General features: G+C 66.5%; 20 protein-coding genes. 13 read left to right on the top strand and 7 right to left on the bottom strand.

The genetic code is table 11. The features are described from left to right. Positions 1–145 precede the first annotated feature (145 nt). The 6 genes from U4Y88_RS01410 to U4Y88_RS01385 are packed head-to-tail and all read left to right on the top strand — an operon-like array spanning position 146 to position 7,419. Complete coding sequence (locus tag U4Y88_RS01410) at positions 146–1,528, top strand: lysine N(6)-hydroxylase/L-ornithine N(5)-oxygenase family protein (RefSeq protein WP_321781708.1); 1,383 nt, start codon at positions 146–148, stop codon at positions 1,526–1,528. Continuing rightward, the gene (locus U4Y88_RS01405; protein WP_224005549.1) at positions 1,525–2,766 is read left to right on the top strand and encodes an MFS transporter; all 1,242 of its coding nucleotides are present in this window, start codon (positions 1,525–1,527) and stop codon (positions 2,764–2,766) included. Before U4Y88_RS01410 ends, U4Y88_RS01405 begins: the two co-directional genes overlap by 4 nt. Beyond that, complete coding sequence (locus U4Y88_RS01400) at positions 2,756–3,376, top strand: GNAT family N-acetyltransferase (RefSeq protein ID WP_321781706.1); 621 nt, start codon at positions 2,756–2,758, stop codon at positions 3,374–3,376. The genes U4Y88_RS01405 and U4Y88_RS01400 overlap by 11 nt, the downstream gene beginning before the upstream one ends. A 13-nt stretch (positions 3,377–3,389) precedes the next feature. After that, positions 3,390–5,321 carry an IucA/IucC family protein gene (locus U4Y88_RS01395; protein ID WP_405044993.1) on the top strand — a complete coding sequence of 644 codons (1,932 nt, stop codon included), beginning with the start codon at positions 3,390–3,392 and terminating at the stop codon, positions 5,319–5,321. A gap of 2 nt (positions 5,322–5,323) precedes the next feature. Continuing rightward, complete coding sequence (locus U4Y88_RS01390; RefSeq protein ID WP_321781704.1) at positions 5,324–6,133, top strand: siderophore ferric iron reductase; 810 nt, start codon at positions 5,324–5,326, stop codon at positions 6,131–6,133. Positions 6,134–6,171: 38 nt separating this feature from the next. Then, entirely contained in the window at positions 6,172–7,419 is a 1,248-nt protein-coding gene (locus tag U4Y88_RS01385) for an aromatic ring-hydroxylating oxygenase subunit alpha (protein WP_224005541.1), read from the top strand. 93 nt (positions 7,420–7,512) lie between these two features. On the opposite strand, the gene U4Y88_RS01380 is transcribed toward U4Y88_RS01385, so the two are convergent. Beyond that, positions 7,513–9,339 (bottom strand): methyl-accepting chemotaxis protein, encoded by a 1,827-nt coding sequence (locus U4Y88_RS01380; RefSeq protein ID WP_321781702.1) that lies wholly within the window; start codon positions 9,337–9,339, stop codon positions 7,513–7,515. A gap of 500 nt (positions 9,340–9,839) precedes the next feature. Next, positions 9,840–10,967 (bottom strand): MBL fold metallo-hydrolase, encoded by a 1,128-nt coding sequence (locus U4Y88_RS01375; protein ID WP_321781701.1) that lies wholly within the window; start codon positions 10,965–10,967, stop codon positions 9,840–9,842. An 81-nt stretch (positions 10,968–11,048) separates the two neighbouring features. Here U4Y88_RS01375 and U4Y88_RS01370 point away from each other — a divergent pair, with 81 nt between their 5' ends. Further along, positions 11,049–11,711 (top strand): TetR/AcrR family transcriptional regulator, encoded by a 663-nt coding sequence (locus U4Y88_RS01370; RefSeq protein ID WP_321781699.1) that lies wholly within the window; start codon positions 11,049–11,051, stop codon positions 11,709–11,711. Positions 11,712–11,749: 38 nt separating this feature from the next. Here the strand turns inward: U4Y88_RS01370 and U4Y88_RS01365 are convergent, their stop codons facing one another. Next, positions 11,750–12,976: an MFS transporter gene (locus tag U4Y88_RS01365; protein WP_321781697.1), complete on the bottom strand. Its 1,227-nt coding sequence runs from the start codon at positions 12,974–12,976 to the stop codon at positions 11,750–11,752. Positions 12,977–13,080: 104 nt separating this feature from the next. Between U4Y88_RS01365 and U4Y88_RS01360 the strand changes: the two genes are divergently transcribed. After that, positions 13,081–14,034: a LysR substrate-binding domain-containing protein gene (locus tag U4Y88_RS01360; RefSeq protein ID WP_321781695.1), complete on the top strand. Its 954-nt coding sequence runs from the start codon at positions 13,081–13,083 to the stop codon at positions 14,032–14,034. Between the two features lie 34 nt (positions 14,035–14,068). Here the strand turns inward: U4Y88_RS01360 and U4Y88_RS01355 are convergent, their stop codons facing one another. The 4 genes from U4Y88_RS01355 to eat form a co-directional block, all read right to left on the bottom strand. Next, positions 14,069–15,130, bottom strand: a complete 1,062-nt coding sequence (locus U4Y88_RS01355; protein WP_321782235.1) for a helix-turn-helix domain-containing protein — start codon at positions 15,128–15,130, stop codon at positions 14,069–14,071. A 425-nt stretch (positions 15,131–15,555) separates the two neighbouring features. Beyond that, on the bottom strand, positions 15,556–16,365 hold the full coding sequence (gene eutC / locus U4Y88_RS01350) for an ethanolamine ammonia-lyase subunit EutC (protein WP_321781693.1): 810 nt from the start codon (positions 16,363–16,365) through the stop codon (positions 15,556–15,558). Next, on the bottom strand, positions 16,362–17,771 hold the full coding sequence (locus U4Y88_RS01345) for an ethanolamine ammonia-lyase subunit EutB (RefSeq protein ID WP_224005519.1): 1,410 nt from the start codon (positions 17,769–17,771) through the stop codon (positions 16,362–16,364). Before U4Y88_RS01345 ends, eutC begins: the two co-directional genes overlap by 4 nt. 19 nt (positions 17,772–17,790) lie before the next feature. Further along, positions 17,791–19,212, bottom strand: coding sequence for an ethanolamine permease (gene eat, locus U4Y88_RS01340; RefSeq protein ID WP_224005516.1), 1,422 nt, complete (start codon positions 19,210–19,212; stop codon positions 17,791–17,793). A gap of 336 nt (positions 19,213–19,548) precedes the next feature. Between eat and U4Y88_RS01335 the strand changes: the two genes are divergently transcribed. The 5 genes from U4Y88_RS01335 to U4Y88_RS01315 all read left to right on the top strand — a co-directional run bounded on the left by U4Y88_RS01335 (position 19,549) and on the right by U4Y88_RS01315 (position 26,214). Then, the gene (locus U4Y88_RS01335; RefSeq protein WP_321781691.1) at positions 19,549–19,836 is read left to right on the top strand and encodes a BrnT family toxin; all 288 of its coding nucleotides are present in this window, start codon (positions 19,549–19,551) and stop codon (positions 19,834–19,836) included. Next, the gene (locus U4Y88_RS01330; protein WP_321781689.1) at positions 19,833–20,297 is read left to right on the top strand and encodes a BrnA antitoxin family protein; all 465 of its coding nucleotides are present in this window, start codon (positions 19,833–19,835) and stop codon (positions 20,295–20,297) included. Before U4Y88_RS01335 ends, U4Y88_RS01330 begins: the two co-directional genes overlap by 4 nt. Before the next feature lie 168 nt (positions 20,298–20,465). Next, positions 20,466–21,968, top strand: coding sequence for a TolC family protein (locus U4Y88_RS01325; RefSeq protein WP_321781687.1), 1,503 nt, complete (start codon positions 20,466–20,468; stop codon positions 21,966–21,968). Between the two features lie 5 nt (positions 21,969–21,973). Further along, complete coding sequence (locus U4Y88_RS01320; protein ID WP_321781685.1) at positions 21,974–23,119, top strand: efflux RND transporter periplasmic adaptor subunit; 1,146 nt, start codon at positions 21,974–21,976, stop codon at positions 23,117–23,119. Continuing rightward, positions 23,116–26,214 carry an efflux RND transporter permease subunit gene (locus U4Y88_RS01315; RefSeq protein ID WP_321781683.1) on the top strand — a complete coding sequence of 1,033 codons (3,099 nt, stop codon included), beginning with the start codon at positions 23,116–23,118 and terminating at the stop codon, positions 26,212–26,214. The genes U4Y88_RS01320 and U4Y88_RS01315 overlap by 4 nt, the downstream gene beginning before the upstream one ends. The last annotated feature ends 64 nt before the right edge of the window (positions 26,215–26,278 follow it).

Below are 26,278 nucleotides of genomic sequence, written 5' to 3'. Positions count from 1 at the left end.
ATCCACATTGAATCGCTGGCGCTTGCCACAGCGAGCGCATCAGTCATGCGCGGTGACAGATGTGTCAGCTTCGTGACCATCCACCCGTTTTCGTCCATCGATGAGGTCTCAACATGGTCCTGCCGGCCAAAGAGGAAGCTCAATCATGAGTACAACTAACATCCATTCCGATTCGGGAACGCGTCTTGCACGCGCGGCGTCGAGCCACGAGGTGCTCGACTTCGTCGCGATCGGTCTCGGTCCGTTCAATCTGAGCCTCGCGTGTCTCGCCGATCCGATCCGCGATCTGCGCGGCCTCTTTCTCGAACGCAACGAGGACTTCGACTGGCATCCGGGCATGCTGATCGACGACACCACGCTGCAAAACCCGTTTCTCGCGGACCTCGTGAGTCTCGCCGATCCGAAAAGCAAGTTCAGCTTCCTGAACTATTGCAAGCAGGAAGGCAAGCTCTACGCGTATTACATTCGTGAACGTTTCTATCTGAGCCGCGCCGAATACAACCGCTACTGCAAGTGGGCGATCAAGCAGCTATCGAGCATTGCGTTCGGCTCCCACGTGGAGCGCGTGGACTACGATGCCGACGCCGGCCACTACGTCATCAGCGGACGCCACGTGCGCACGGGCCAGTCATTCACGCATCGCGCGGCGCGCCTTGTGATCGGCGTGGGCTCGGTGCCGCAACTGCCGTCGTGCTGCGACGAAGTGCGCGAGCATTGCCTGCACAGCGCGCAATACGTCGCCAACAAATCCGCCTTGCAGCAGAAGCGTTCGATCGCCGTGATCGGCAGCGGCCAGAGCGCCGCCGAGATCTTCTACGACCTGCTCAAGGAAAGCGACGAGCACGACTACGCGCTCACGTGGATCACGCGCTCGCCGCGATTCTTCCAGATGGAGAACACCAAGCTCACGCTGGAAATGATCTCGCCCGATTACATCGATTACTTCTACAACCTGCCGGACAGCGTGCGCGAGGGCATCATCGCGAAGCAGGACAGCCTCTATAAAGGCGTGAACGCCTCGCTGATCAACCAGATCTACGATCTGCTCGACGACCGCCGCAGCCGGGGCGGCAACAACGCGCGGCTCATCACCAATTCGGAACTCACGGGCTGTCACCACGACCGCATCGACGACCGCTTCCATCTGCGTTTCGTGCAGCGCGACGAAGGCGTGCAGTACACGCACGTCACCGACGGCGCGATCTTCGCGACCGGCTACGGCCAGAACGTGCCCGCCTTCATCGACGGCATCCGCGAGCGCATCAGCTGGGACGCGCGGGGCCGCTACAAACTCTCGCGAAACTATGCGATCGACGTGAACGGCGGCGAAGTGTTCGTGCAGAACGCGGGCCTCTACAGTCACGGCCTCACCAATCCCGACCTCGGCATGAGCTGCTATCGCAACTCGTGCATCCTGCGCGAACTGACCGGCGTGGAGCACTACAAGATCGAGCGGCGCATCGCGCTGCAAGACTTCTCGGTGCCCGACACGGAGGCGTTCGTGAAGGCGCCGCTGGAGGCGCAATGAATCTGCGCAACACCATCATCACGATGACGACCTTTGCCGTCATCAGCGATGCGATCCTGATTCCGTTCTATCCGCAGTTCTTCGCGGCGCGCTACGGCGTGACGAGTCCCGTGCACGCGGGCGCTTACGTGGCGTTCATCTCCATCGTCGTGATGCTCACGCTGCCGTTGTGGGCGCGCGTCGCGAAGCGGCTCGACGCCATGCATCTGCTCGTCTACACGCAGTGCGCGGCGGGCCTGCTCTCGGTCGCGAGTTATTTCGCGCCCACGGTGCCGCTGTTCTGGGTGCTGTCGCTCGCGATGTTCATGTGCAAGAGCAGCTATCTGCTGATGTATCCGTACATGATGCGGCTCGAACCGAAGGAGTCGCACGCGCATACGATCGGGGTGCTTTCGGTGGTCGTGCACTTCGGCGCGATCGCAGGCGCCGTGGCGGGCGGTCTCGTGATGCAGGTGTGGAATGCGCACGACTGCATCTTCGCGATGGCCGCGGGCGACTTCATCCAGATGGCGATCTGCATGAGCCTGATCCGTACGCATCGCATCGCGCGGCGCTGCCGTTTCGCCGACGAACATCAGGCGCAGACGGTCCGCCCAAGCCTGCGTCAGCGCTTGCCGATCCTGCGCCTCGCACTGCTGATGCTCGCATTCGACTTCTGCGTGTATCTGATCCGTCCGTTCATGTCGTCGTACTGGCAGGACGTGAGCGGCTCGCCGAGCGAGCTAGTCTCCGGCCTCGTGTTTGCGATTCCGGGCATGGTCGCGCTGGCCGCGCTGCGCATCAACAAGCGTCTCGCCGGACAAGGCAAAAAGCTGCCCGATCACACCGTCGCGAACCTGCTGCTGTGCACCGCGGGCATGCTGCTGCAAGGCGTGGAAGCGCCGCTGTGGATCGTGGTGGGCCGCGTGATGTTCGGCTGGGCGCTGTTCCAGATCGTCGTGAAGCTCGACGTGACGATGTTCTCGCTGAGCACGCCCGCTTCGTATGCCGCCGATTACAGCGTGATCAACTTCTTCCAGAACCTCGGCGTGCTGCTCGCCTCGTTCGCGGCCGGGGCGATCGTCGATGTGACCGGACTGCGTGCGCCCTTCTTCATCGCCGCTGCCGGGCTCGTGCTGACCGCGCTCTTGAGCGTGTGGCTGCTCGACCGTTCGCGCCGCGCCGCCAGCGCCCCGGCAAACGATGCGCTGCTCGAAACCGATCTTGCCAAAACAGGAGTCACCGCCCGTGCGAACTGATATTGCCGCCGACGAAATCGCCTTGCGTCATCGCGGTGCGCCGCCCGCGCTGCAACGCGAGACGCTCGCCGCCACGCTCGGCGGCTTCCATATCCGCCAGCTCGATGTGCCGCGCGACGCGCCCACGCTGCACGGCTGGTTCGTCGAGGAGCGCGCCGCGTTCTGGAACATGCGCGACTGGAGCGTGGCGCAGGTGGCCGCGTTCTATCAGGCCATCGAGGATTCCGGGCACGCGCAATCCTGGCTCGCCTCGCAGCATGGCGCGCCCGCGTTCCTGATCGAGACCTACGATCCCGCGCACGAGGAAGCGGGCGAGCATTACGACGTGCAGCCCGGCGATCTGGGCATGCATCTCTTCGTGGGACCGGCGGCCACGCCGCAACCCGGCTATACGCGCCACGTGTTCAAGACGCTCATGACCTTCCTGTTCGAACGTCTGGACGCCGCGCGCATCGTCGTCGAACCGGATGCGCGCAACACGCGCATTCACGCACTGAACCGCGCGATGGGCTTCGTCTATGCGAAGGACGTCGCGTTCCGCGAGAAAACCGCGTCGCTCGCGTTTTGCAACCGAGCCGATTTTTACGCCGCTATTCAGCAGGATAACTAAGGAACTCATCATCATGAACTCGATCGATTTCAACGCCATCGCCCCGCAATCGATGCAGCACACGCTGCTCTCCCCGCCCGAAGCCGCCGCGCATCTCACGCCTGAAATCTGGCAGCGCGCGAACCGGATGCTGGTGCGCAAGGCGATTGCCGAATACGCGCACGAGCTGATCGTCGAACCGCAACGCCTCGGCGACGCCGCGCCCGACGCGGCCGGCAACGCGTTCGCGCGCTACGAACTGAAATCCGACGACGGCTCGCGCGCCTACACGTTCGAAGCGCGCCTGCTCGCGCTGCGCCACTGGAGCATTCGCCCCGAGTCGATCGTCTGCACGCAGGACGGCGTGGAGCAGCCGCTCGACGCGCTCTCGTTCATTCTCGATGTGAAGGCGCGCCTCGGCATCAAGGAAGAAATGCTGCCGATCTATCTCGACGAAATCAGCAGCACGCTCTATGGCGCCGCGTATAAATCGGTCAAGCAAGGACCGGACACGCCCGATCTGCTGACCGCCGATTTCCAGGCCGTGGAAACGGCGATGAGCGAAGGCCATCCGGGCTTCGTCGCCAACAACGGGCGGCTCGGTTTCGACGCGGGCGACTATCGCGCCTTCGCGCCGGAAGCGGCCTCGGTCATCCAGGTCGTCTGGCTCGCGGTGCACAAGGACAACGCCGCCTTCCATCACGCCGACGACCTCGACTACGACCGTCTGATGGACGAGGAACTGGGCGCGGCCGCGATCGCCCGCTTCAAGGCCGTCGTCGAAGCGCGCGGCTGCAACTTCGACGACTACCGCCTGATGCCCGCGCATCCGTGGCAATGGTTCAACAAGCTGTCGATCGCGTTCGCCGCCTACGTGGCCACGAACCGCATCATCTGCGTCGGCTACGGCGACGACCGCTATCTCGCGCAGCAATCGATCCGCACGTTCTTCAATGTCTCGGACCGCTCGAAGCGCTATGTGAAAACCTCGCTGTCGATCCTCAACATGGGCTTCATGCGCGGGCTCTCGCCGTACTACATGTCGGGCACGCCCGCCATCAACGACTTCATCAAGGGACTGGTCGCGAGCGATCCGTATCTGCGCGACAAGGGCTTCACGATCCTGCGCGAAGTGGCGTCGATGGGTTTCCGCAACCGCTATTACGAAGCCGCCGTGCAAGCGGATACGCCGTACAAGAAGATGTTTTCCGCGCTGTGGCGCGAGAATCCGCTCTCGCTCGCGGGTGACGGTCAGCGCCTCATGACGATGGCCGCGCTGCTGCACACCGACCGTCATGGCCGCGCGCTGCTGCCCGCGCTGATCGAGGCGTCGGGCCTGAGCACGCAGGCGTGGCTCGAACGCTATATGGAAGCGTATCTCGCGCCGCTCGTGCACTGCTTCTACACGCACGATCTCGTCTTCATGCCGCACGGCGAGAACCTGATTCTCGTGCTGGAAAATCACGTGCCGGTGCGCGCGATCATGAAGGACATCGCCGAGGAATCGGCGATTCTCAACAAGGACGCGCAGCTGCCCGAGAACGTCAAGCGACTCGCCGTGGATGTGCCCGAGCGCGTGAAGCTGCTGGCGATTTTCATCGACGTGTTCGACGGGTTCTTCCGCTACGTGAACCAGATTCTGGTCGAGCACGGCTGCGCGACCGAGGATCTGTTCTGGAACACCGTGGCGCGTTGCGTCGCGCGCTATCAGGCCGAGCACCCGGAACTCGCCGACAAGTTCGCGCAATACGATATGTTCGCGCCGGAGTTCCTGCACTCGTGCCTGAACCGTCTGCAACTGGGCAACAACCTGCAGATGGTCAATCTCGCCGATCCCGCGGGCAACCTCAAGATGGCGGGCAATCTGCAGAACCCGCTTGCGGGTCGGCGCGAGGCTTATCGCGACGATGCGGGTCGTACGGCCGGCACGGTCGATCGCGCGCGCGCGGAAACCGTCGAGGCCTGAGCATGGCGGCGAACCGCACGCTGGAAGATCTGCTGCGGCTCGCCGCGCGTCTCGTGCCTGGGTTGAATGGCGTGGTCGCCTCGCAGGAAGCGCAAGCAGCGCAGGAAACGCACGGCGCCCACAGCATGCCCGCGCATGTGCGTCCCGCGCCTGAAGCAAGCCGCAACCGCGCCGCGCTCGACGCCCTGCTCGCGCACTGGACCGGCAACTGGCCGGAAGCCGGGCGGCCGTACTGGGCCGCGCGCTGCTGGGGCATCCTGATCTGGCAGCCGCTCTATCTGAGCGTGATCGGCGTGCATGCGTCGCGTGTGTCGATCTCGCTCGAACGCATCGTGCAGCCGGTCGCGAACGGCTGGACGACCGAAGTGCGGCTCGCCGATCACGCGCCCGCGCAAGGCGATACCGACGCGCTCATCGCGCACGCCGCGCGCGAGATCCGCGCGTGCTGCGCGCAGATGCACGACGAGCTGCTGCCGGTGATCCGCCTGAATCCGGCCGCCGTGCGCGGCACCCAGGCCGACGTCGTGCTCGCGGCGCTGCTCGCCGCGCGCAAGGCCCGGCCCGACTGGCGCGACGAACAGGTGCAGGCGCTCGGCGAGCAATGGCTCGCGGCGCTCGGTCTGCAAGGCGACGGCGGCTACTTCGCATTCGCGCGCACGGACGGCGCGTGCGCGCTCGCGCTCGAACGTCGGACCTGCTGCTACCACTATCGCCGCCGCGACGGCGAGTTGTGCAGCACCTGCCCGCGCCTCGCGAAACACGAACGCATCGTGCGTCTGAACACGGAACGGGACGCCGCGCTCGAAGCATGACGCTCGAAGCGCGGCGCCCAACCGAAAGGAATCGATCGATGAACGACATCAGCAACCTGACGCATCTGGCGCTGCCCGCCGATGCGCAGGACGCGCAATTTCAGCTGCCCGCCAGCGCGTATTTCGACGACGTGCTGTTCGAGCGCGAGATGACGCGCATCTTCGCGCACTCGGCGCGCTACGTGGGCCACGAGCAGTCGGTGCCCGAGCCCGGCGACTGGCGGCGTCTGCCGCAGGACGAAGGCGGACGCGTGCTGGTGCGCAACGCCGAAGGCGTGCAGTTGCTCTCGAACGTGTGCCGCCATCGCCAGGCGCTGATGCTCGGCGGCGAAGCGGGCAACGTCGGCGCCGTGGATCACGGTCATGCCGGTGGAGAGACGAAGACCATCGCGCTCACGCGCGGCAATCTCGCGGCCACGGGCGGCAATATCGTCTGTCCGCTGCATCGCTGGACTTACGACGGCCAGGGCGAACTGATCGGCGCGCCCGAGTTCGACAAGAAGCCCTGCCGCAATCTCGAACGTTTTCCGCTGCGCCATTGCCACGGCCTGCTTTACGAAGGCCCGCGCGAACCGGCGCAGGACATGGCGAGCGTGTTCGCGCGGCCCGAGTTCGATTTTTCCGGCTACGTGCTCGATCACGTCGAAACGCACACGTGCCATTACAACTGGAAGACCTTTATCGAGGTCTATCTGGAGGATTATCACGTGGCGCCGTTCCATCCGGGGCTCGGGCGTTTCGTGAGCTGCGAGGACCTCGACTGGGAATTCGCGCAGACCTACAGCATGCAGCGCGTGGGCGTGAATAACGCGCTCGCGCAGGCGGGTTCGGAGATCTATCGCGCGTGGCACGATCGTCTGCTCGATTATCGCGGCGGCGATGCGCCCGACTTCGGCGCGATCTGGCTCGCGTATTTCCCGACGCAGATGATCGAGCTGTATCCGCACGTGCTGGTGGTGTCCACGCTGTATCCGAAAGGGCCGCAGGAAACGCTCAACGTGGTGGAGTTTTATTACCCCGAGGAAATCGCGGCGTTCGAGCGCGAGTTCATCGAGGCGCAGCGCGCCGCGTATCTGGAAACCATGATCGAGGACGACGAGATCGCCGAGCGCATGGATGCGGGACGCTTGCGGCTGCATCGTCGCGGGGTGAGCGATGCCGGGCCGTATCAAACGCCGCTTGAAGATGGCATGCGGCACTTTCATGCGTGGTATCGGCGCGCGCTTGCGGGTGGGATGGGGCAGGGAGAGCCGCTCGCGTGTGCGGTGATGGATAGCGTTTGTTGAGCGCGATGTTCGCTCAGACGACGAATGCGAAAACGCCCGGCACAGGCCGGGCGTTTTTCATCTGCAATCCGCATCGAGCGAAGGATGCGTCGATCAGAACGTTTCCCAGTCGTCATCCGACTTCGCGGCGACGGCGACCGGCTCCGCGCGCGGCGCGCTTTGACGCGGCGCGGCCTCACTCATCGGCGCACTCATCGGCGCACTTGCCGGCGCGCTAACCGGCGCACTCGCCGCCGCACGCGGCGCGGGCGTCGCGCGGCGCTTCGCGGCATTCGCGCTCGCGGACTTCGACGCGGACGCGACCACGGCCGCCGTCCGCATCGGCACCGAAGAAACCGACGAAACCGAAGAACCCACAGAACCCGACGACGACACCTTGAACACCGACACCAGTTCGCGCAACGCGCCGGCCTGCGTCGACAGCGACTGCGCCGCCGCCGAAGCTTCCTCGACGAGCGCCGCGTTCTGCTGCGTGACTTCGTCCATCTGCGAGACGGCCTGGCTGACCTGCTCGATGCCCGTGCGCTGCTCGCCCGATGCGGCGGTGATCTCGCCCATCAGGTCGGCCACGCGGCGCACCGATTGCACGATCTCGCCCATCGTGCGGCCCGCGTCGTCGACGAGCGCCGTGCCGTTGTTCACGCGCTCGACCGACGTCGCGATCAGATCCTTGATCTCCTTCGCCGCCGTCGCGCTGCGCTGCGCGAGCGTGCGGACCTCGCCCGCGACCACCGCGAAGCCGCGGCCCTGCTCGCCCGCGCGCGCGGCTTCGACCGCCGCGTTCAGCGCGAGGATGTTGGTCTGGAACGCGATGCCCTCGATCACCGAAATGATCTGCGCGACCTGTTCCGAGCTCTGCGAAATCTCGCGCATCGTGTCGACCACGCGGCCCACGACTTCGCCGCCGCGCGTGGCCGTGCTCGACGCCTGGCCCGCCAGCGTGTTGCCCTGGGTGGCGTTGTCGGCGTTCTGCTTCACCGTCGCCGTGAGCTGCTCCATGCTCGCCGCCGTTTCTTCGAGCGACGCGGCCTGTTCCTCGGTGCGCTGGCTCAGATCGGTGTTGCCCGCCGCGATCTGCGCGGCCGCCGTCGCGATGCCTTCGCTGCCCGTGCGCACGCGGCCCACGAGATCGACGAGGCGCTCATTCATATGACGCAGCGCGCCCAGCAACTGGCTCGCCTCGTCGCTGCCCGTGACCTCGATGCGCGCCGTGAGATCGCCGCGCGCCACCGTTTCCGCCACGCCCACCGCGCGCGCGAGCGGCGCCGTGATCGAACGCGTGATGGAGAGTGCGATGACCACGCCCAGCGCGATCGCCACCGCGAGCAGCCCGAGCGTCCACGCGAACGCACCCGCGTAGGCCGACTTGGCGCGCTCGACTTCGGCCTCGGCGCCGTCGTGATTGAGCTTGATATCGTCGTTGATCAGCGATTGCGCGGCCGCGAAGGTTTTCGCGGACGGGCCGGACGCCAGCGCGCGCGCGTCGTTGAGGCCGGCGTCGCCTGCGTCGGCGAGCGTCTGCAATTGCTTGTCGTGATCGAGATAGGCCGTCCACGCGGCGCTGATCTGATCGTAGAAACGGCGTTCGTCGGCGGACGAAACCAGCTTCGAATAGGCGTCGAGCGTCGTGGCGAAATCCGTGACGAATTGCGCGTGCTGCGTGCGCAACGCGTCCTTGTCGGCGGCATCGGTCGCGAGCAGCGAGCGCAGCGAGGTGCGGCGCACGTCATCGGCGACGGCGCGCAGCTTGCCGAGCATTTGCACGCTCGGCAGCCAGTCGCCGCCGAGCGCGTGCGTGCCGTCATAGATGCGCGACGCCTGAAGCAATCCAATGCCGCCGACGGCGGCGAGCAGCAACAGCACAACCGCGAAGCCCGCCGCGAGACGCGGGCCGATTTTCAGATGAGAGAGAAATGACATATCAAGCCGATTGGGGAAACCGACTGTATTTCGACCCTCTTACGCAATAATTAAGCCCTTGTTGCAAAAATAACCGGAAACAAACAATTGGCTTTCGGTAGCGGGCGAGAAAAATTCACGGTTTTCGGCAAAAATCGGCGGAAATCGGCCTTCGGTGAGACGCGCGGTCAAGCCCGCGCGTGTGCATCCGCCAAGCTGCCTGCAGTCCCGCGCCGAACGGCGCGGGGTGCAAGAACGGGGGACGCTTCGGCGTTCGCGCCCAAGCGATGCGAAGGCGGACCGCCACGTCCGCGCCGGCCTGACAGGGGAGCCGGCGCGGCAATGCCGGTCGCCGCGCCGGCTTGAGCGTCGCGCGTCACGACAACACCACCGAGGGCCTTGACCGGCGAGCCGCAGCGGCTCGACCGGCGGACGCGCAACCTCGCCGGCCGCCGCCCAGGCGGCGCGAGCGCTCCGGGGCGTCCTCCTGTTCGCATTCACTGCCCGCGAAGCTGCGACTTTTACGAGTTCGCGTCGCCGGCCTCCCGGCACGGCCAGACGCGTGCGCGCGGCTTCGGCGTATCGGCTTCCTCGGCCACCTCGCGCCACCAGCGCTCGCCGCGCTGCGGATCGGCGAGATCCAGACGCTCGCCCATGCGCGGCGTCGCCAGCATCACGCCGCGCGCGGCCGCCAGTCCCATCACACGCTCGAACGGCTCCTGCCAGCGATGCATCGCGAGGTCGAAGGTGCCGTTGTGGATCGGCACGAGCCAGCGCCCGCGCACGTCCAGGTGCGCCTGCACGGTTTCCTCGGGCTGCATGTGGACATACGGCCAATTCGGGTCGTACGCGCCCGTTTCGATCAGCGTGACGTCGAACGGTCCCATGCGCTCGCCGATCTCGCGGAAGCCGTCGAAGTAACCCGTATCGCCGCTGAAGAACACGCGCAGATCGTCGGTCGCGATCGACCACGAACACCACAGCGTGGTGTTGCCGTCGAACAGGCTGCGCCCCGAAAAATGCTGCGCGGGCGTCGACGTGAAAGCCACGCCCGCGATGCTCGCGCTTTGCCACCAGTCGAGCTGGCGCACCTTCGCGGCGTCGATGCCCCACTCGATCAGACGGTCGCCGACGCCCAGCGGCGTGAGAAACACGCCCGTCGTCGCGGCCAGCGCGAGCACGGTTTCGCGGTCGAGATGGTCGTAGTGATCGTGCGAGAGGATCACGCCGCGCAACGGCGGCAGGTCGGCGAGCGCGATGGGCGGCGCGTGAAAGCGCTTCGGGCCGAGCCGTTTGAACGGCGAGGCGCGTTCGCCGAACACCGGATCGGTCAGCCAGAATTCGCCGCGCAATTTCATCAGCATCGTGGAGTGGCCGAGACGCCAGAGGCTGCCCTCGGGCGCGGCGTGCAGATCGGCTGCGCTCAGGGCGTCGACGGGCAGCGCCGCCGACGGCACCGTGCCGCGCGGCTTGCGGAACAGCACGTTCCAGATGATGCGCAGACTCTTCGCGAGACCTTCCTGCGGACGCGGACGCACATTGCGAAAGCGCGCGCCGTCGTGCTGCGTGGAAGCGTTCGCGAGCGTGCGCGAACGCTTCGCGGCGGCGAAGCCCAGCGTGCGGCCGAGAAAATCGGGGATCGAAGCCATGTCGGCGTCCTGAGACAAAAGTAGACTGGCTAGTGTAGTTTATTCGGGAGAAAAGTAAACTACACGGTGTAAAATTAGCGGATGAGCACCGCCGACACCCCGCAACGCCTGACCGACCGGAAACGCGCCGCCATTCTGGAAGCGGCCATCGAGGAATTTCTCGCCGCCGGTTACGACGCCACCAGCATGGACCGCATCGCCGCGCGCGCGAGCGTCTCGAAGCGCACCGTCTACAACCATTTCCCGAGCAAGGAAGCGCTGTTCGCGGCCATCCTGCATCGGCTCTGGGACGCCGCGCTGACCGGCTCCGCGCCTGCCTATCGCGCCGACGCGCCCTTGCGCGCACAATTGCTCGACCTGCTGCAACGCAAGCTGCGCCTGATGAGCGACGAGTCGTTTCTCGCGCTCGCGCGCGTGGCGATCGCGGCGGGCATCCACTCGCCGGAGCGCGCGCGGGACATGGTCGCGCGCATCGGCGAGCGCGAGGAGGACGTGACGGTCTGGATACGCGCGGCGGCCGCCGATGGGCGTCTGGCCGATGCGAACGGCACAAACGGCGCGAACGACGCGCCCTTCGATCCGCTGTTCGCCGCGCATCAGCTACATGCGCTGGTGAAGGCGTTCGCGTTCTGGCCGCAGGTGACGATGGGCCAGCCGACACTCAGCGAGGCCGAACAACACAACGTCGCGCAAAGTGCCGCCGATATGTTTCTCGCGCGCTATGCGCGTGGCGAGCGCGACTGACCGGTGCGCAGAATGGTGCGCACAGGCACGCGGCATCGTCATCGGCCATCGACGGCGACGGGCAAACGTCCGCTCGCCACATGCCCGTGCGCCGGATCGCGCCAGAAGCGCCACGCAAGCAGGCCCGCAATCGCCTGCGCCGCCACCACGAACGCCACGCAGCCCGCCCAGCCCCACTGCCGCCACGCGGGCACCGGCAGGATCGAGCCGAGACTGCCGCCGAGGTAATAGCACGACAGATACACGCCGATGGCCGTCGAGCGCGCCGCGCCTGCGGTCTGCGAAATGAAGGCGTTCGCGGCGGCCTGCTCGACGAACACCGCCGTCGAGCCGAGCGCGAGGCCGCAAAGGATCGGCAGCAAGCCGTGCGCGAGCGTGAGTCCCGCGCCCGGCAGCGCGAGCAGTGCCGCGTAGACGGCGAGTTCGCGCGGCGAGCGATGGCGCGCGAAGCGGCCCGCGAGCGGTGTGACCACCACGGCGAGCAGGAACACCGCGTAGATCGCGCCGATCTGCGCCGTGCCGAAATCGTAAGGCGGCTGCGCGAGCCGCAAGCCGACGAACGTGAACGTCGCGACTTGCGAAGCGAGCACGCAGGCGCCGAAACCGAACGCGGCAAGTAGCGGACGGCGCGTGAGCATGGCGAGGCGCGAAGTGTCGCCATCCGCGTCATGGGTGCGAGTCGTAGCGTTCACATGCCTGCTTACCGGAACGCGCGGCAAACAGAGAAAGATCGCCACGCCCACGCACAAACTCAGCGCCGCCACGACATCGAGCGCGTGACGCCAACCGAGCGCCGCCGCGCACGCATTGGTGACGAAGCGCCCCGCGAAGCCGCCGAGCGTGGTGCCCGCGACGAACAGCGCGCTCACTTCCGCCGATTGCTCGCGCGTGAACAACTCGCCGATGAACGTCACCGAGATCGCGAACACAAACGGCATCAACATGCCCACCGCGAAGCGCGCCGCGAGAAACGACGCGAAGCTGTCCGCGTGCGCGGCCCACAGCGCGGGCAGCATCGAAGCGACCGCCGCGAACCCGATCGCCGTGCGACGCGCGAACGGCGCGGCAATGGTCCCGACGAATGGCGCGATAATGGCGACGGCCAGCGTGGTCGCGCTCACGCCCTGCCCCGCGCGCTCGGCGCTTACGCCGAACGTCGCGGCGAGTTCGCGCAGGATGCCCTGGGTCGCGTAGAGATTGAGGAAGGCCGCGCAGCCGCAGAGAAAAAACGCCGCGCGCAAGGACTTGCCGTGTGGGCCATTCATGGACGACGACCGCTCCCGCGTGAAAAAGAGAGCGTTCAGTCTCGCAAGCCCGCGCCGCGCACACCAATACCGATTTCGTCTTGATTGATACCGGAAGATTCAGCATGCTCGATCTGCGCCGCCTGCGCTACTTCGTGACCGTCGCCGACGAACTGCATTTCGGACGCGCCGCCGAGCGTCTGCATATCGCCCAGCCGCCGCTCACGCGGCACATCGCTTCGCTCGAAAGCGAGTTGGGCATGCGCCTGTTCGAACGCTCGACGCGTGCGGTCACGCTCACGCCCGAGGGCGCGCAATTTCTCGACCACGCGCGTCAGGTGATCGATGCCGCCGACCACGCCGAAGCGTCCGCGCAGCGGCTCGCGCAAGGCACGGCGGGGCGCCTGGCGATCGGCTATACGAGTTCGATTCCGATGTCGCCCGCGTTCAGCGCCCTCGTGCGCGGCTTCAGCGGCGAAGCGCCCGAGGTGGCGCTCACGTTCCGCGAAGTGGCGGGCACGGCGCAGCCTGGTCAGATCGCGGCGGGCGTGCTCGATATCGCGTTTGGCTGGGCCGCGCCCGATCATGCCGATGACGTCGATAACGCCGATGACACCGATAACGCGATCGCGCAATGGACCGTGGCACGCGAGCCGCTGGTCGCCGCCGTGCCCGCCTCCAGCGAGCACGCCGCGCGCGCGGCCATCGCGTTCGAATCCATCGCGCACGAATGCTTTATCGCCTGGCCGACGGGTCAGGGCTCCGCGCTCAACACGGCCTTGCATCGGCTGTGCGCCCAGGCGGGCGTCGAGCCGCGCCTCGGTCCGCGCGCGAGCCAGGTCGCCGCGCTCGTGGCGCTGGTCGCGGCGGGCCAGGGCGTGGCGATCGTGCCTGCGTTCGCGGCGTCGTTGCGGATGGCCGACGTGGCCTATGTGCCGTTGATCGATGCGCCCGTGCTCGAACAGACCATCACGTGGCGTACGCAAGATCCTTCGCGTTGCGCGCTGCGTTTCGCGGCGTTCGCACGCACGGCGACGGGTGTGTCGCCGGATATCCGCATCGGCAATATTATTTCGTGATCCATAGCGATTTCGCGGATCACCGTGGCGCGCCTCACGACGCGCGCCGCGCCTCCGAAGGCCGCATACCGAACATGCGGCGGTAATCGGTCGCGAACTGGCTCAGATGCCAGAAGCCCCACGCGGCCGCCACGTCCTGCACCGAACCGGCCTCGCGTCCGCACAAATCGCGGCGCGCACCGTTCAAACGCACCGCGCGCAGATACGTCGCGGGCGCCATCCCCAGCACATCCTGGAAGCAGTATTGCAGCGTGCGGCGGCTCACGAGCAGTTGCTCGCACAGCTCGGGCACGCCCACCGGACGCGAGCGGTGCGCGAGCACATACTCGCGCGCCTGCGCGACGATCCAGCGTCGCCGCGACGCCTGTTCCGGCGTCTGGCGCGCGCTCTCGCCATCGCGGTCGTTGCCGTGCTGCACGCAGGCGTCGAACAGCGCGGCGAGCATTTCGGCCTGCACGTCGTTGCGTTCGGCGTCGGAGAGCGGCGAACGGGCGCTGCGCGCGACTTCGCCGTCGACGTGATCGTCGTCATCGTCGTCGAGACGCTGTTCGAGCACGCCGCACAGATGCGCGAGGCGCGCCGCGCCCGCGCGCACGATCGGCGTCTGCGGCAAACGCGCGTCGAGCGCGACGCCTTCCACGGTCTGCGCGTAGTGGCGCAGCACTTCGCCGCGCACCACCACGCCGTAGATCGAGAACTGCGCGGGCGTGAGCAATTCGAATTCGACGTTGCCGGGCCGCATCGCGAAGGCCTCGGCGCCGAACGGCTGCGCGTCGATGCGCGCTTCCTGTCCGCGCGTGGCCGGGATGCCGAACCAGTACGCGTCGCCGCGCACTTCGCAGGCCTGGCGCAGCGTGTGGCTCGTGGTCTCGCAGAAGACCTTCATGGTGTCGAGCGGAATCTCGGTGAGCGTGCCGACGAAACGGCCCGCCGCGAGCTGATCGTAGGTCTGCCGCCAGCCGACCAGGTTGCGCGCCTGCTCGTCGGCGTCGTGCGCGACGCTCACGACCGCGCGCCCCGCGGGCGCGTCGGCGCCTTGCGCGGAGCAGCGCGTGTCTTCTGCCGTCTGTTCGGCTGTGTGTTCGGCGGATTGCATTGCGGTGTGCTGCGCTCGTGGCTCGTGCCCGGCTGCGTCGAGCCGCTCGGTTCGCGTGGCCGCGTGGTTCATGGGTGCCTCCTTGCGCGCACTGTCTGTCAAAACGATCGGCTAACCATGCAAAACCCGCGCCAGATAATCGGCGACGTGTGGATGCGCGTCGGCACGCGCCGCGCGGGCGCCCGACCGATCCGCCGGGATGGGAAAGAAAGCGCGCATGTAGGCCGCACGTAAGCCGCGCGTATGCGCGAATGGACCGCGCCTGCGCCCAGGCGGCACACCGCGCGCTTGGCCTTGTTCATCGATTGTTCATTATTGGCACGGCGGGCGACATGCACCAACCAGGTGCAACCACGAGCGGACGCACGATTCTGGCCAGTTCCAGCGCGTGCTCGCGTATCGACAAAACGCGATCGATCAAGCCCTCACGCCGATTCAATCCGCCCCGCCTCGTCGGCTTCGGGCAGCAGCGCGTCGCTATCGTCCTTGAGACCGACGCCCGTGAGTTGCAGGCGGCGCGCGTGCGTCATCAGATAGTGGAGCTTGTGCGCGGCGGCCGCGTGCGGCAGCCCTTCGGGCCGCACATTGGAGATGCAGTTGCGCTGCGCGTCGTGGCAGCCCACCTTCGGCGCCCACGTGAGATACACGCCGAGGCTGTCCGGCGAACTGAGGCCGGGCCGCTCGCCGATCAGCATCGCCACGAGTTTCGCGCCGAGCAATTCGCCGATTTCGTCGCCGAGCGCGACGCGCGCCTGGCTCGCCACCACCACGGGCCCGATGGTCCAGCCGCGCGCGGCGTCGCGGTCCGCGTCGAGACGCGCGCGCATCGCGTTGAGCAACGGCAGCGCCTGCTTCGCCGCCGCGAACGCCGAGAGCCCGTCGCCGACCACGAACACGACGTCGGGTTTTTCAGTGTCATCGCTGCCCGCCTGCGCGAGCGTGGCGCGGCTCTCGTCGGACAGCCGCCGACCGAGATCGGGCCGCCGCAAATAATGCTGACGATCGGGCGCCGCGCTCGCCGCGCCGAGCGTCGCAAAGCCCGCCGCTTCGAGTTCGCGGCGCAGCGCGTCGGCGTCGAGCGGCTGATGCACCGCGTCGCGCGCCTGCGCATGCGAGAGATTGAACGCGAGCAGCGGCGCCGTCGGTAGCGCATTGCCCGCGCGGCCGAGCGCGATGCGCGCGTTCGTGAACGCCTTCAGACCGCTCCACGGATTCTTTTCGACGGCGTCGCTCATGCGCCCAGCTCCGTGCCCGCACCGATCCATTCGTGCGCGCCCGCCAGCAGCGGCACGCGCGCCGACGCGGGCAGCAACGCGCCCTTCGCATCGGCGATTTCCATCGTTTCGAGCCACTCCTCGAACTCGGGCGCGCGGCGCAGACCGAGCAGATCGCGCACGTAAAGCGCGTCATGAAACGAGGTGCTCTGATAGTTGAGCATCACGTCGTCGGCGCCCGGAATGCCCATGATGAAGTTGATGCCCGCCGCGCCCAGCAGCGTGAGCAGCGCGTCCATGTCGTCCTGATCGGCTTCCGCGTGATTCGTGTAGCAGATATCGCAACCCATTGGGACGCCTAACAACTTGCCGCAGAAATGATCTTCGAGACCCGCGCGGATGATCTGCTTGCCGTCGTAGAGATATTCGGGGCCGATGAAACCCACCACCGTATTCACGAGGAACGGATCGAAGCGGCGCGCGACCGCATACGCGCGCACCTCGCAGGTCTGCTGATCGACGCCGAAATGCGCATTCGCGGAAAGCGCGCTGCCCTGGCCCGTCTCGAAGTACATCAGGTTGTTGCCGACCGTGCCGCGCTTGAGCGAGAGCGCCGCCTCGCGCGCCTCGCCGAGCAGCGCGAGCGAAATGCCGAAACTCGCGTTGGCCTTTTCGGTGCCCGCGATCGACTGAAACACGAGATCGACGGGCGCGCCCTTTTCGATCGCCGCGATCGTGTTGGTGACGTGCGTGAGCACGCACGATTGCGTCGGCACGCGATAGCGCTCGCGAAAGCCGTCGATCATCGTGAGCAGCTTGACGATGGCCGCGAGGCTGTCGGTGGCGGGATTAATGCCGATCATCGCATCGCCGCAGCCGTACATCAGGCCGTCGAGCATCGAAGCGGCGATGCCCTTCACGTCATCGGTCGGATGATTGGGCTGCAGACGCACCGACATGCGCCCAGGCAGGCCCACCGTGTTGCGAAAGCGCGTGATCACGGGACGCTTCTTCGCGACCGCGATCAGGTCCTGATTGCGCATCAGCTTCGAGACCGCCGCCACCATCTCCGGCGTGAGTCCCGGGCCGATGCGTTCGAGCGCCGCGCTATCGGCTTCGCGCGAGAGCAGCCAGTTGCGGAAGTCGCCGACACTCAGGTGCGAGACAGGCGCGAACGCCTGCGCATCGTGCGTATCGACGATCAGGCGCGTGACCTCGTCGCTCTCGTAGGGAATCAGCGCCTCGTTCAGGAAGGTCTTGAGCGGCACGTTCGCGAGCGCCATCTTCGCGGCCACGCGCTCCTCCTCGCTCGCCGCCGCCACGCCGGCGAGCTGGTCGCCGCTGCGTAGCGGACTCGCCTTGGCGAGCAGGGTCTTGAGATCCGCGAACCGATACGTGCGCGGACCGATCGTCTCCGTGTACGACATCTGCGTGATTCCTCCGCTGTCACTCTTCGAGCAGCGCGCCCGACGCTTCGGTTTCCATCGCCGGACCCGCTTCCGACGCCGCCGCGCGCTGCGCCCCGGTCATCAGGAAATAAGCATAGCCCAACGCGAGGAACACGACGAACACGAGTGCCACGAGCTGGTTGTAATAGACCATCGCGCCGAGGCAGACGAGCGCCGCGAGCAGCGCGAACGCCGGGAAGAACGGATACAGCGGCGCACGGAACGGACGCGCCATGCGCGGCTGCTGACGGCGCAGCTTGAACAGCGCGGCCATGCTGATGATATACATGACGATCGCGCCGAACACCGACATCGTGACGATATTGGCCGTGAGCGTCTGGCCCGCGAACTGGATCAGCTCGTCGCTGTAGATGGCCGCGATGCCGATCACGCCACCCGCGATGATCGCGCGATACGGCGTCTTGAAGCGCGGATGCACCTTGGCGAGCCACGCGGGCAGATAGCCTTCGCGAGCCAGCGCGAAAATCTGCCGCGAATAGCCGAGGATGATGCCGTGGAACGACGCGACGAGGCCGAACAGGCCGAGCCACACGAGCATATGCATCCAGCCGCTATGTTCGCCGACGATGTATTTCATCGCTTGCGGCAGCGGGTCGTTGATGTTCGAGAGCTTGGTCCAGTCGCCCGCGCCGCCCGCGAACACCATCACGCCGATGGCGAGCGCGACGAGCGTGAGAATGCCGGCCACGTAGGCGATCGGAATCGAGCGCTTGGGATTTTTCGCTTCTTCGGCGGCCATCGCCACGCCTTCGATGGCGAGGAAGAACCAGATCGCGAACGGGATCGCCGCGAACATGCCGTGGAAGGAACCCATCGAGAAATGATCGGCGCCCGACCAGCCGCCCTTCAGGAAGTGATCCCACGAGAAGCCCGGCGACACCACGCCCATGAACACGAGCAGTTCGAAAATCGCGAGCAGCGTGACGACGAGTTCGAAGGTCGCCGCGATCTGCACGCCGACGATATTGAGCGCCATGAAGACGAGATACGCGCCCATGGCCGCGTGCTTCGGTTCGAGCCCCGGAAACTGCACGTGCAGATAGGCGCCGATGGCGAGCGCGATGGCCGGCGGCGCGAACACGAACTCGACCAGCGTGGCCGCGCCCGCCAGGAAGCCGCCCGCCGGGCCGAAGGCGCGGCGCGCGTAGGCGAACGGGCCGCCCGCGTGCGGAATCGAGGTGGTCAGCTCGGTGAAGCTGAAGATGAAGGTGGTGTACATCGCCGCGACGAACAGCGCGGTGACGACGAAGCCGAGCGTGCCGGCGCTGGCCCAGCCGTAGCTCCATCCGAAATACTCGCCGGAGATCACGAGCCCGACCGCGATCCCCCAAAGCTGCCAGGTGCCGAGCGTCTGCTTGAGCGCGGGCGCGCCCGCACTGCTTTTCGACTCTGCCTGCATGGTGTTTTCTCCTCGTGAAGGCCGGGCGGGCGCGCCCGCGACCGGCAAAGCAGGCCGCCCGTGCGACCTGATTCGAGCCATGCTAGAGAGTCATAAATCGACGTGTTATCGAAATTCGGCAATCTGGCCGGATTGCAGCAATCCTTTCACCGGCTAGTCAGCGCGTTGCTAACCATTTCACGCAACCTTGATCTTCGTGACCTCCAAGTCGCTTTAGCGCGATTTCGCGCGCTCGACAGCGACCTAAAATTCCGTCTTGCCTCTGTCGCACCCCAATAATCACGCTTGCCGCGAGGCGCCAGGCCAATCTTGCGGTATGCATATCTTATGCATATAATGACCCAGACCTGTATTGTGTGGGACGAAGCCAAGCGTCTCAAGAATCTCGCCGACCACGGTGTGGATTTTGTCGATGTCGACGACACGTTTTTCATGGACGATCGCGCCATCACGCTGGAAGACAAAGACCACCATGAACAGCGCTTTGTTTCGGTGGCAATGAACGGCTTCGGATCGATTCTTTTCGTTTGCTATGCGTATGAGCCGAATGGCGACATCGGCCTGATCCATGCGCGTGAAGCCGACGCGAAGCAAAAGAAGCAATACAGCAAGGGCAAGCTATGACCGACACTCACGATTTTTCGGAAGCAAAGCGCGGGCCGATTGTTGATTCCAAGGGAAAAACGCGCATCACCATCATGCTTGACGACGATATTCTTCAGGCGTTCCGTGAGCGTGCGCGAGTCGAAGGCAAGGGCTATCAAACGCTGATCAACGATGCGCTCAGAAACGCACTGAAGGCGAAACAGGAGCCCGAAATTCTTGCCGCCCTGAAACAGATTTCCGACTCGTTTGCACACGAGCAGGCGCTTCGGGAAAAAGAAAATCGGGTATTCATGAGCTCGATTGCCGACGCGTCCGAGGCATTCGACAAAGCGCTCCTCGCCGTCGAGCACAGCAATGCAAAAGCGAGCCTGCCCCCCAAAGAACTGGACAAGATCCGTCATGCCGTGAATGTGGTCGATGTCGTCAAAGGCATCATGGAAGCCACTCACAAAAGCCCGGGCGTCACCCGCTTCAGCTAAGTACACCAAGCCGCCGCCAGGCGGCTTCCCCCCCTTAAGGCCCCCCTAAGGGTTTCCCCTCCAGAATCCCTCCATCCTGCCGCGCCACCGCCTCATGGCGCGCCGCATCCCGAACACCCGCACCGCTCGCCACTGGCGACGCGACCGCGACGATTCCCCGAGAACCCCATGCCGTCTCGCCCGCCATTCCGCGCAACGCCGCTGCGCACGAGTTGTCTGTTTGCCGTTGCCGCGCTGTGCGCGGGCGCGCTGGGCGGCTGCACCTTCTATCACGCTCAGCCGCTGCCCACGGCAAGCGCCCTGACGACGCAGGACTCGCTCGCCCGCATCCAGATCGACCCGGCGAAGATGCCGCTGCCCGAACTGGCCGCGCATCGCTTCGATCCGTCCGATGGCTTCGACATGGAAGAAGTCGCGATGCTCGCCGTCGCGAACAATCCCGATCTGAAGCTCGCGCGCGACGATCTCGGCATCGCGCAGGCGCAGGCTTTTTCCGCAGGACTGCTGCCCGATCCGCAGGTCGCGGTGTCGAGCGACTATCCGGGCGCGCTCGGTCTGTCGCGCGCGTTCAGCTACGGCCTGAGCATGGACGTGATGGCGATCGTCACGCGCGGCGCCAACAAAAAATCCGCCGACGCCACCGTCCGCAAAACCGACCTCGGCCTGCTCTGGCAGGAATGGCAGGTGATCGCGCAGGCGAAGCAGCTTTACGTGAAAACGCGCTTCCAGGACGAGGCCCTGCCGCTGCTCGCGCAGCAAGCCGAAATCACGCGCACGCGTTACGAACGCACCGCGCACGCCGCGAGCGAGCACAACGTGACGGCCGATAGCGCCACCGCCGCGCTCACCGCCTACGAGGACGCGCGCAAGCAATACGCCGATCTGCTGCACGCGCGCGAGCAGACGCATCACGATCTGAACGCGCTGCTCGGCCTCGCGCCCGGCGTCACGCTGCCGCTCGCCGATGCCACGCGCGACAGCGCCATCGAACCGCTCGCCGACGCCACGCTCGACGACGCCGTCGCCGCGCTGCCGCAGCGCCGCCCCGATCTCATCGCGCTGCAAGCCGGTTACGAAGCGCAGGAGCAAAAGTACCGCGCGGCGATCCTCAATCAGTTTCCGAGCCTTTCCGTGGGCTTCACGCGTCAGCGCGATACTTCGGAGATCTACACGAGCGGCTTCGCGATCAATCTCACGCTGCCCGTGTTCAATCGCAATCGCGGCAATATCGCCATCGAGCAGGCCACGCGTCAGCGTCTCGCCGACGAATACCAGACGCGCCTGAACACCGCGTCCGCCGACATCGCGCATCTGCGTGCCGACGATGCGATCGCCGCGCAACAACTCGCGCAGGACGAAGCCGCGCTGCCCGAACTCGACCGCGCCGCCGCGCACGCGCACGACGCCTACGCGCGCCGCGACATCGCGCTCGGCCAGTACGTCGATGCGCAGAGCGCAGCGCTCACGCGGCGTCTCGATGCCGCCACCGCGCGCGAAGCGCTCGCCGAACAGCGCATCGGGCTTCAGGCGCTGCTCGGCAGCGCGATTCCCGATCCGTACGGCGCACAGGCGTCGACGCAAGCGCAGACACAAGCGCAAACACGCGCGCAAACACAACGCGCCGCGCAGCAAACCGGCAGTGCCCCGACCACCCTCACCGTTGCCCGTTGATCCTCATGGCCGACCGTCGATTTTTCTCCCGCACGCCGCTGCGTGCCGCCGTTCCCGCGTGCTGCGCCGTTGCCGTGCTGGCCGCTGCCGCCGCGCTGTTCGCCGCCCACGCCGCTCACGCCGGTAACACCGCCGCCAGCGACACGCCCGCGCCCTCCGCCGCCGTGCAGACCGTGCGCGTCTCGCGCGGCGCGGTCTCGCAAACGCTCGTCGCCTACGGCACGGTCGCCTCAGCGGCCGCGAACGCCACCACGGTCAGCCTGCCGTATCTCGCGCGCGTGACGCGCGTGCTGGTGCAGCCCGGCCAGACGGTCGCGCGCGGCGCGCCGCTGTTCGTCGTGCAGGCCGATCCGAACGCGGTGATCGCGTACACGCAGGCGCAAAGCTCGGCCACGCTCGCGCGCGGCGAACTCGCGCGCACGCAATCGCTCTATCGCGACGGCCTCGCCACGCAATCGCAACTGGCCGCCGCGCAAAAAGCGCTCGACGACGCGCAACAGGCACTCGCCGCGCAGCACGCCACGGGCATCGCCGCGGGCGCGAACACGGTGACGGCGCCGGTCGCCGGCGTCGTCGCGCAACTCACTGCGGCGCCAGGCGATCAGGTGCAGGTGGGCACGGCGCTCGCGCAACTCGTCGCCGACAACACGGCCAACGCGCACGCGGCGAACGTCTCGCTCGGCATCGAACCCGCCGACGCGCTCACGCTGCACGCGGGCGACCGCGTCGTGCTGCATCCGCTCGCGCCCGCGCTCGACGGCTTGCAGGCGCAGGGGCGCATCGTGCTCGTAGGCGCGGCCGTCGACGCACAAAGCCAGCTCGTCAACGTCGGCGCCAACGTGCCGCTCGCGGGCACCGCGTTCCTGCCCGGCACGCGCGTGCGCGCCGATATCGACACGCAAACCGGCATCTGGTGGAACGTGCCACGCACGGCCGTGCTTCAGGACGATCGCGGCCACTACGTCTATCAGATCGCGCCCGGCAACAAGGCGCAGCGCGTGAATGTGACGGTCAAGGTCGAACACGGCAACGCCTACGGCGTGGACGGCGCGCTCGACGCCACGCGCCCGCTCGTCGTGAGCGGCAACGACGAACTCGAAGACGGCATGGCCGTGCGCCTCGCCCCGGCGAAGCAAGGCGGCGCGCAATGACGTTCAGCCAATGGATGCAGCGGCATCGCCGCTCGCTGCTGTTCGTGATCGCGCTCGCTGCGGTCGCTGGCGCGCTGACCGCGCTGCGTCTGCCGATCTCGCTGTTCCCCAACGTGTCGTTTCCGCGTGCCGTGATTTCGCTCGATGCGGGCGACCGCCCCGCCGAGCAGATGGCGACGCTCGTGACGATGCCCGTCGAAGAAGCGCTGCGACGCGTGCCCAATGTGCGCGACGTCGAATCGCGCACGAGTCGCGGCGCGGCCGAAATCTCGCTGAATTTCGACTGGGGCACCGACATGGCGCAGGCCACGCTGCAGGCGCAGTCGGCCATCGCCGAAATTCTCGCGACGCTGCCGCCCGGCACCTCCATGCAGGTGCGCCGCATGGACCCGACCGTGTTTCCGGTGCTCGCGTACAGCCTCACTTCGCACAAGCAGACGCTCGCGCAGCTCTACGATCTCGCGCAGTTCCAGTTGCGTCCGCTGCTGTCGTCGGTGGCGGGCGTGGCGCGCGTGGACGTGACGGGCGGCGCGCGCGACGAGCTCGAAGTGGCCGTCGATCCGCAGCGCCTCGCGGCCTACAAGCTCTCGGTCGCCGACGTCTCGCGCGCCATCGGCGCAGGCAACGTGCTGATGGCCACGGGCCGTATCGAGGATCACGACAAGCTCTATCTCGTGGTCGCCAATTCGGCGCTCGGCGGACTCGACGCGCTGAAGAACGTCGTGGTGTCCACGAGCGGCGCGAACCAGATCCGTCTCGGCGATATCGCCACGGTCACACAAGGCACCGTACCGCAATGGATCCGCGTGACCGCCGATGGTCAGGATGCCGTACTAGTCAACGTCTATCAGCAACCGGGCGCGAACAGCGTGGCGATGGCACAGTCGATCCGCGACCGGCTCGCGTCGTTCGACAAGCAGATGCCCGCTGGCGTGAAGCTCGCGAACTGGTACGACCAGAGCGAACTCGTGATCGCCTCGGCCACCAGCGTGCGCGACGCGATCATGATCGGCGTGGTGCTTGCCGCGCTCACACTGTTCGTATTCCTGCGCAATGTGAAGATCACGCTGATCGCCGTGGCGCTCGTGCCGATCGTGATGGCCGCGACCATCCTGCTGCTCGACGTGTTCGGCATGGGCTTCAACATCATGACGCTCGGCGGCATGGCGGCGGCCGTCGGTCTCGTGATCGACGACGCCATTGTGATGATCGAGCACATCGCGCGGCGCATGCGCGAAGCGGGCGCGCACGCGTTCCATGGCCGCGTGATGAGCGCCGCGCTCGAATTCACGCGTCCGCTCGCGGGCTCGTCGGCGGCCACGCTCATTATCTTCGTGCCGCTCGCGTTTCTCTCGGGCGTGACGGGCGCCTTTTTCAAGGCCCTTTCGGTGACGATGGCGAGCGCCCTCTTCATCTCCTTCCTCGTCACGTGGCTCGCGATTCCGATTCTGTGCGACCGCTGGCTCACCGCGAAAGACGCTGAAGAACATCGCGAGACGCGTTTCGCCGCGTGGCTCAACCGCGTGTATGCGCGCCTCGTCGCGCGCGTGAGCCTGCGTCCGGTCTGGGTGCTCGCGCTGATCGTGCCGCTCGCGGCCATGTCCGCGCTCGCGTTCACGCGCGTCGGCAGCGGCTTCATGCCGTCGATGGACGAAGGCGGCTTCGTGCTCGACTACCACACGCGCCCCGGCACTTCGATCACCGAAACCGACCGCCTGATGCAGCAGATCGAGGCGATCATCCGCGCGAATCCGAACGTGGCGACTTATTCGCGGCGCACGGGCGCGGGCCTCGGCGGCGACCTCAACGAGCCGAACAAGGGCGACTTTTTCGTGCGCCTGAAGTCGGGCAATCGCGAGCCGATCGACACGGTGATGGAGGAAATCCGCTCGAAGATCGAAACCCAGGTGCCGGGCGTGAGCGTCGAACTCGCGCAATTGATGGAAGATCTGATCGGCGACCTGACCGCTGTGCCGCAGCCCGTGCAGATCAAGATCTATTCCGACGACCAGACCGTGCTCGACGCCACCGCGCAAAAAGTGGCCGCGCGCATCGGCAAGATCAGCGGCATCGTCGATGTGAACGACGGCATCAATCCGGCCGGCGACGCGCTCGATCTGCGCATTCGGCCCGACGCGGCCGCCGCGCAGGGCATGGACCCGCAGGCCGTCGCGCAGCAGGTCGCCGACCTGCTCGACGGCAACGTGGCCACGCAGTACCAGAACGGGCCGAAGACCATCGGCGTGCGCGTGCGGGCGCGAGGCGCGCTGCACATGACCGACACCGAACTCGCACGCCTGCCGCTGCGCGCGCCGGACGGCCATATGTTCGCGCTCTCGCGCGTCGCCGCGCCCGTGCACGTGAGCGGCCAGCCCGAAATCAGCCGCGACAATCTCAAGCGCATGGTGGCCGTGACGGCGCGTATCGACGGCCGCGATCTCGGCTCGACCATCGCCGACGTGCAGCACGCGCTCGCCGATTCCGCGCTGCTGCCGCAAGGCGTCTATTACGAACTCGGCGGCCTGTATCAGCAGCAGCAGATCGCGTTCAAGGGACTCATGGCCGTGTTCGGCGCGGCCGTCGCGCTGGTGTTCGGGCTGCTGCTGTTCCTCTACGAGCGCTTTCGCGTGGCGCTGGCCGTGATGGCGATGCCGCTGCTCGCGACCGGCGCGGTGTTCGTCGGCCTGTGGATCACGGGCATCGAACTCAATATTTCGGCGATGATGGGCATGACGATGATCATCGGCATCGTGACCGAAGTGGCGATCTTCTATGTCTCCGAGTTCCAGGGCCTCTTGCGCGACGAAGGCCTGCCGCTCGACGAGGCATTGCAAGCCGCCGGACGCAACCGCCTGCGCCCGATCGCGATGACGACCATCGCCGCGATTCTCGCGCTGCTGCCGCTCGCCTTCGCGCTCGGCCAGGGTTCCGCGATGCAGCAACCGCTGGCCGTCGCGATCATTTCGGGGCTGATCGTGCAGATGCCGCTCGTGCTGCTGGTGCTGCCCGCGCTGCTGCGCCTGCTGCTCGGCGGCGGCAAGGCCGATGGCAAAGCGGGCGGCGCGAACATCGGCATGAAGCCTGGGCGCGAATGAGCGGCGAATGAGCGACAATTGCACATCGCGTGGCACGACACCTCGCGCCACTCACCGTACCCTG

Origin of the sequence: Paraburkholderia sp. J94 (assembly GCF_905220285.1) — a bacterium.
Classification (GTDB): Bacteria; Pseudomonadota; Gammaproteobacteria; order Burkholderiales; family Burkholderiaceae; genus Paraburkholderia; species Paraburkholderia tropica_A.
The sequence above is the reverse complement of the archived record's forward strand: the minus strand, read 5'-3'. Positions and strand labels throughout refer to the sequence as shown.

Excerpts from the sequence above, each read along its gene's own strand:
- U4Y88_RS01410 (WP_321781708.1), top strand. The coding sequence starts at position 146 with ATGAGTACAACTAACATCCATTCCGATTCGGGAACGCGTCTTGCACGC.
- U4Y88_RS01405 (WP_224005549.1), top strand. The coding sequence starts at position 1,525 with ATGAATCTGCGCAACACCATCATCACGATGACGACCTTTGCCGTCATC.
- U4Y88_RS01395 (WP_405044993.1), top strand. The coding sequence starts at position 3,390 with ATGAACTCGATCGATTTCAACGCCATCGCCCCGCAATCGATGCAGCAC.
- U4Y88_RS01390 (WP_321781704.1), top strand. The coding sequence starts at position 5,324 with ATGGCGGCGAACCGCACGCTGGAAGATCTGCTGCGGCTCGCCGCGCGT.
- U4Y88_RS01385 (WP_224005541.1), top strand. The coding sequence starts at position 6,172 with ATGAACGACATCAGCAACCTGACGCATCTGGCGCTGCCCGCCGATGCG.
- U4Y88_RS01380 (WP_321781702.1), bottom strand. The coding sequence starts at position 9,339 with ATGTCATTTCTCTCTCATCTGAAAATCGGCCCGCGTCTCGCGGCGGGC.
- U4Y88_RS01375 (WP_321781701.1), bottom strand. The coding sequence starts at position 10,967 with ATGGCTTCGATCCCCGATTTTCTCGGCCGCACGCTGGGCTTCGCCGCC.
- U4Y88_RS01370 (WP_321781699.1), top strand. The coding sequence starts at position 11,049 with ATGAGCACCGCCGACACCCCGCAACGCCTGACCGACCGGAAACGCGCC.
- U4Y88_RS01365 (WP_321781697.1), bottom strand. The coding sequence starts at position 12,976 with ATGAATGGCCCACACGGCAAGTCCTTGCGCGCGGCGTTTTTTCTCTGC.
- U4Y88_RS01360 (WP_321781695.1), top strand. The coding sequence starts at position 13,081 with ATGCTCGATCTGCGCCGCCTGCGCTACTTCGTGACCGTCGCCGACGAA.
- U4Y88_RS01355 (WP_321782235.1), bottom strand. The coding sequence starts at position 15,130 with ATGCAATCCGCCGAACACACAGCCGAACAGACGGCAGAAGACACGCGC.
- eutC (WP_321781693.1), bottom strand. The coding sequence starts at position 16,365 with ATGAGCGACGCCGTCGAAAAGAATCCGTGGAGCGGTCTGAAGGCGTTC.
- U4Y88_RS01345 (WP_224005519.1), bottom strand. The coding sequence starts at position 17,771 with ATGTCGTACACGGAGACGATCGGTCCGCGCACGTATCGGTTCGCGGAT.
- eat (WP_224005516.1), bottom strand. The coding sequence starts at position 19,212 with ATGCAGGCAGAGTCGAAAAGCAGTGCGGGCGCGCCCGCGCTCAAGCAG.
- U4Y88_RS01335 (WP_321781691.1), top strand. The coding sequence starts at position 19,549 with ATGACCCAGACCTGTATTGTGTGGGACGAAGCCAAGCGTCTCAAGAAT.
- U4Y88_RS01330 (WP_321781689.1), top strand. The coding sequence starts at position 19,833 with ATGACCGACACTCACGATTTTTCGGAAGCAAAGCGCGGGCCGATTGTT.
- U4Y88_RS01325 (WP_321781687.1), top strand. The coding sequence starts at position 20,466 with ATGCCGTCTCGCCCGCCATTCCGCGCAACGCCGCTGCGCACGAGTTGT.
- U4Y88_RS01320 (WP_321781685.1), top strand. The coding sequence starts at position 21,974 with ATGGCCGACCGTCGATTTTTCTCCCGCACGCCGCTGCGTGCCGCCGTT.
- U4Y88_RS01315 (WP_321781683.1), top strand. The coding sequence starts at position 23,116 with ATGACGTTCAGCCAATGGATGCAGCGGCATCGCCGCTCGCTGCTGTTC.